This window comes from Streptomyces sp. UH6, assembly GCF_013421635.1.
GTDB classification, from domain to species: domain Bacteria; phylum Actinomycetota; class Actinomycetes; order Streptomycetales; family Streptomycetaceae; genus Streptomyces; species Streptomyces abyssomicinicus.
The window spans coordinates 1-1,745 of sequence record NZ_JACADT010001117.1; the positions used below are offsets into that span (position 1 = coordinate 1).

Annotated in this window: 2 protein-coding genes; both read left to right on the forward strand. The window is 73.6% G+C overall.

Annotation, left to right across the window (positions count from 1 at the left end; genetic code table 11):
• Window positions 1–1,087: adenylate/guanylate cyclase domain-containing protein (locus HW445_RS29795; RefSeq protein ID WP_257231371.1), on the forward strand; the 1,087-nt coding region annotated here is incomplete at its 5' end.
• 60 nt (window positions 1,088–1,147) lie between these two features.
• Window positions 1,148–1,745 (forward strand): enoyl-CoA hydratase/isomerase family protein (locus HW445_RS29800; RefSeq protein WP_180223928.1); only part of this gene is annotated, 598 nt, incomplete at its 3' end.

The following is a 1,745-nucleotide window of genomic DNA, read 5'->3' on the forward strand; positions in this document are numbered from 1 at the left end:
GGGTGAGGAACCCACCGCCGCCGACCGCACCGCCGCCCAGAACACCACCGGCACCTCCGACGACGACCCGCTCGCCCTGCGCCTCGAGGCCCTGATCCTCGGTGCGGAGCGCCGCTACAGCCCCTTCCAGGCCGCCCGCAGCGCCGGCGTCTCCATGGAGCTCGCCTCCCGCTTCTGGCGCGCCATGGGCTTCGCCGACATCGGCCAGGCCAAGGCCCTCACCGAGGCCGACGTGCTGGCCCTGCGCCGCCTCGCCGGTCTCGTCGAGGCGGGCCTGCTCAGCGAGCCGATGGCGGTGCAGGTCGCCCGCTCCACCGGTCAGACCACCGCCCGTCTGGCGGAATGGCAGATCGATTCCTTCCTGGAGGGCCTCACCGAGCCCCCCGAGCCGGGCATGACCCGCACCGAGGTGACCTACCCCCTCATCGAGCTGCTCCTGCCCGAGCTCCAGGAGTTCCTGGTCTACGTCTGGCGCCGCCAGCTCGCCGCCGCGACGGGCCGTGTGATCCAGACGGCGGACGACGAGGAGATGGTCGACCGCCGTCTGTGCGTCGCCTTCGCGGACCTGGTCGGCTTCACCCGGCTGACCCGCCGCCTGGAGGAGGAGGAGCTGGGCGAGCTGGTCGAGGCGTTCGAGACCACCGCCGCCGACCTGGTGGCCGCGCACGGCGGCCGGCTGGTGAAGACCCTGGGCGACGAGGTCCTCTACGTCGCGGACGACGCCGGGGTCGCCGCGGACATCGCGCTCCGCCTGATCGAGACCCTCGCCCACGACGAGACGATGCCGGAGCTCCGCGTCGGCATGGCGTTCGGCACCGTCACCACCCGGATGGGCGACGTCTTCGGCACGACGGTGAACCTGGCCTCCCGGCTCACCTCCATAGCCCCCCGGGACGCGGTCCTGGTCGACAGCGAGTTCGCCCAGGAACTGCGGCGCACCCAGGACGCCCCCTCCGCCGAGGAACAGGTCAAGGAGGACGAGGAGCAGAGGTACCGGTTCGCCCTCCAGCCGATGTGGCAGCGGCCGGTGCGTGGTCTCGGCGTGGTCGAGCCGTGGCTGCTCACCCGGCGGGGCTCCCCGCGCTGACGTCCTGAGATGATCCCCGGCGACAACAGTGACGTCGTCGACACCGGGAGGCTGTCCACCATGACCGAGCACCAGGCCCTGACGGAACACGGGGGCGGCGCGGACGGCGAGCGGTACGGGGAGTTCGTGCGGGTGGTGCGGCACGGGCACGTCGCCGAGCTCGTCCTGGACCGCCCGCGGGCGATGAACGCGGTCTCCACGGAGATGGCCCGCTCCCTCACCGCGGCCTGCGACGCGCTGGCGGCGGACGGCGACGCGCGGGTGGTCGTCCTGACCTCCAGCCACGAGCGGGCGTTCTGCGTGGGCGCGGACCTCAAGGAGCGCAACGGCTTCGGTGACGCGGAGCTGCGGCGGCAGCGCCCCGTCAACCGGGCCGCGTACACGGGTGTGCTGGAGCTGCCGATGCCGACGATCGCCTCGGTGCACGGCTTCGCGCTGGGCGGCGGCTTCGAGATCGCGCTCTCCTGCGACCTGATCGTCGCCGACGGCACGGCGGTGGTGGGTCTGCCGGAGGTCTCCGTGGGCGTCATCCCGGGCGGCGGCGGCACGCAGCTGCTGCCGCGGCGGGTGGGCGCCGCGCGGGCCGCGGAGCTGATCTTCACGGCACGGCGGGTGGAGGCGCGGGAGGCCCGCGAACTGGGCCTGGTCGACCTGCTGG